Origin of the sequence: Mesorhizobium sp. M7A.F.Ca.AU.002.02.1.1, assembly GCF_003998535.1 — a bacterium.
GTDB classification, from domain to species: Bacteria; Pseudomonadota; Alphaproteobacteria; order Rhizobiales; family Rhizobiaceae; genus Mesorhizobium; species Mesorhizobium ciceri.
Genome location: NZ_RZPB01000656.1, coordinates 1 through 3,404, shown reverse-complemented (window position 1 = coordinate 3,404; position 3,404 = coordinate 1). Strand labels below are relative to the sequence as shown.

The 3,404-nt window shown below is 63.9% G+C and carries 3 protein-coding genes; all 3 read left to right on the top strand.

Annotated elements, in window-relative coordinates; genetic code table 11:
* Positions 1–1,352 (top strand): 5'-nucleotidase C-terminal domain-containing protein (locus EN879_RS28820; protein WP_127274408.1); only part of this gene is annotated, 1,352 nt, incomplete at its 5' end.
* A 234-nt stretch (positions 1,353–1,586) separates the two neighbouring features.
* Positions 1,587–2,651 (top strand): ferrochelatase, encoded by a 1,065-nt coding sequence (hemH, locus tag EN879_RS28815; protein ID WP_013529728.1) that lies wholly within the window; start codon positions 1,587–1,589, stop codon positions 2,649–2,651.
* A 155-nt stretch (positions 2,652–2,806) separates the two neighbouring features.
* The coding region (locus tag EN879_RS28810) for an FAD-binding oxidoreductase (RefSeq protein WP_164774634.1) at positions 2,807–3,404 on the top strand (598 nt) is incomplete at its 3' end.

Sequence of the window (3,404 nt, the reverse complement as noted above, 5' to 3'; positions counted from 1 at the left end):
GCGAACGTGACGTCATCGCCAAGATCCCGGGCATCGATGTCGTCGTCGGCGGCCATAGCCATTCCCTGCTGTCGGACACCGATCCGAAGGCGGAAGGCCCCTCCCCGACGATGGTCGACAATCCGGACGGCTGCAAGGTGCCGGTGGTGCAGGCGGCCTCCTATTCGAAATATCTCGGCGAGTTCAAGGTGGTGTTCGACGACAATGGCGTCGTCAAATCGGCCAGCGGCGACCCGATCTATCTCGACAAGTCGATCACCCCCGACCCGGCCGTGCTCGCCCGCATCAAGGAGCTTGGGGCGCCGATCGAGGCGTTGAAGAACAAGGAAGTGGCCGAAACCACCGACGTCATCGACGGCAGTCGCGAGAGCTGCCGCACCCGCGAATGCGCGATGGGCAATCTCGTCTCCGACGCCATCCTCGACCGCGTCAAGGGACAGGGCGTCGAGATCGTCATCTCCAATGGCGGCGGCCTGCGCGCCTCGATCGACAAGGGCACCGTCACCATGGGCGAGGTGCTGACCGTGCTGCCCTTCCAGAACACGCTGGCGACCTTCCAGATTTCGGGCAAGGATCTGGTGGCCGGCCTCGAGGGCGGTCTCAGTCAGGTCGAGGACGGCGCCGGGCGCTTCCCCCAGGTCGCCGGCCTGAAATATTCCTTCGACAAATCCGTTGCGCCCAATGCCGGCCGGGTCAAATCGGTGGAGGTCATGGAAGGCGGTGCCTGGACGCCGATCAAGCCGGAGAAGGACTATCTGGTCGCCACCAACAACTATGTTCGCCAGGGCGGCGACGGCTACAAGGTCTTTGCCGACAAGGCCAGGAATGCCTACGACTACGGCCCCGGCCTGGAACAGGTGGTTGCCGACTATCTCGGCGCCCACAGGCCCTACACGCCGAAGCTCGACGGCCGCATCACCGAAATAGCCGCGACCGTCGCCGCGGCGCCTGCGGCCCCGGCAACCGATCCGGCCAAGCCAGCCGAAGCGGCACCGGCCACCCCGGCGCCCGCACCGGCTGAAGCCGCCAAGCCTGCCGAAGCGGCACCGGCAATGCCTGAATTGCCGGCCAACTCGGGCGATATCGCCAACACACCACCGGCCATATCGACGGAAGGAGCACCTCCCCCGCCAGCGCCACCAGCCGCGCCGGCACCGGCCGAGCCGGCAAAGCCTGCTGAGGCCGCGCCAGCGGAAGCCAGCCATGTCATCGTTGCCGGCGACACCTATTGGGATCTGGCCAAGAAAGCCTATGGCGACGGCGCCAGGTGGAAGGTCATTTCGGGCGCCAACAAGGGCTACGAACCCCGCCGGCTTCCTGTCGGCGCACCCCTGACCATCCCGCCGAAATAGCTCGCTTATATGCCTGAATGACACCGCCCGTCCGAAAACCGGACGGGCGTCCTGTTTTCGGGCTAATGCATGTCGCCCAAAAGTGACCTCGGTTTTGGGAAAACGACATGCATAAAACAAAGAGTTAAAGCGGGTCGTCTGAATCCATTCGGACAATCCGCTTTAAGGTGCGGCCAGACGCTGCATTGAATGCGCGCGCAAGATGGTTAGGTTCGCGTCTCCCGGAGAACCCTTATGACGCTTCCCACCCCTGCCGATCCCAAGGTCGCAAAAGCGCTCGGCCCGTTGCCCGCTGGGCATCCGCCGGTCAAGGCGGGCAAGATCGGCGTCATGCTGGTCAATCTGGGCACGCCCGATGGCACCGATTTCAAGCCGATGTGGCGGTATCTGCGTGAATTCCTGTCCGATCCGCGCGTCATCGAGCTCAACAGGGCGATCTGGTATCCGATCCTCTATGGACTTGTGCTCACCACGCGCCCCAAGAAGTCGGGCGCCAATTACGCCCGGATCTGGAACCGGGAAAAGAACGAGTCGCCGCTGCGCACCTACACCCGTGCCCAGGCCGAAAAGCTGGCCGAAGCGCTGCGCGACCTGCCTGATGTCGTCGTCGACTGGGCGATGCGCTATGGCAATCCTTCGACCGCCAGCATTGCCCAGCGTCTGGCCGACCAGGGCTGCGACCGCATTCTTTCGTTTCCGCTCTATCCGCAATATTCGGCGACGACCACGGCAACAGCCAACGACCAGCTGTTTCGCGCGCTGATGAAGATGCGCCGCGCGCCGGCCGTCCGCAGCGTGCCGCCCTACTATGACGAGCCGGTCTATATCGAGGCGCTGGCGCGTTCGATCGAACGGCATCTGGCGACGCTGGATTTCGAGCCGGAGGTGGTCATCACCTCCTATCACGGCATTCCAAAACCCTATTTCGAGAAGGGCGATCCCTATCATTGCCACTGCCAGAAGACGACGCGGCTGTTGCGCGAACGGCTCGGCTGGGATGACAGGAAACTGATCATCACCTTCCAGTCGCGCTTCGGCGCGCAGGAATGGCTGCAACCCTATACCGACAAGACGGTGGAGAAACTCGCACAGGACGGCGTCAAGTCGATCGCCGTCGTCAATCCCGGCTTTTCCGTCGACTGCATCGAGACGCTGGATGAGATCGGCCGCGAGGCGGCCGAAACCTTCCACCATGCCGGCGGCAAGAATTTCGCCCATATCCCTTGCCTCAACGACAGCGCGGAGGGGATGGCGGTGATCGAGGCGATGGTGCGGCGCGAACTGTCTGGCTGGGTCTAGGAGAAATTCCAGGAAAAGTGTGAAACGGTTTTCCCGGGAAAAGCGAATAGCGCTTTCCCTTGGGAATTTCGTCAACGGGAGTTAGAGCAGCTCGCCGCTCTAACTCCGGAACAACACAAGCTCCGGGGCGTTAAGGCGCGCCGCCGGAGAATGCGATGTCCCGCAAACTCGACCTCAGAACTGGCCAGCCCGTCTGGTCAGCCTATCGCGCGCCTGCGGTGCCGACGGACGGCCTGGTCCGGGACGTCAAGGCAGATGTGCTGGTCGTCGGCATGGGCATCAGCGGCGCCATGATGGCCGAGGCGCTGACGGCCGATGGCCATCGGGTGATCTGTATCGACCGGCGCGGTCCGCTGAAGGGCTCGACGGCCGCAACCACCGCACTGGTGGCATTCGAAATAGACCAGCCTCTCTCCACGCTCTCGAAGATGGTCGGCAGAGCCTCGGCGCAGCAGGCCTGGCGGCGCTCGCGGCTCGCCGTCTCCAATCTCGCCGGACGCATCGCCGAACTCGGCATCAACTGTGGCCTGAGCCGGGCGCCGTCGCTCTATCTGTCTGGCACGATACTTGGTCCGTCGGAACTGCGCGACGAGGCCAAGGCACGGCGGCTAGCCGGCATCGCCGCGACCTATCTGACGCCGGCGCCGCTGGCGGAGACATTCGGCATCGACCGCGAAGGCGCCATTCTCAGCCACGGCAACATCGCGCTCGACCCGCGTAAGCTGACGGCTGGGCTGCTGCTGAAATCCCTTC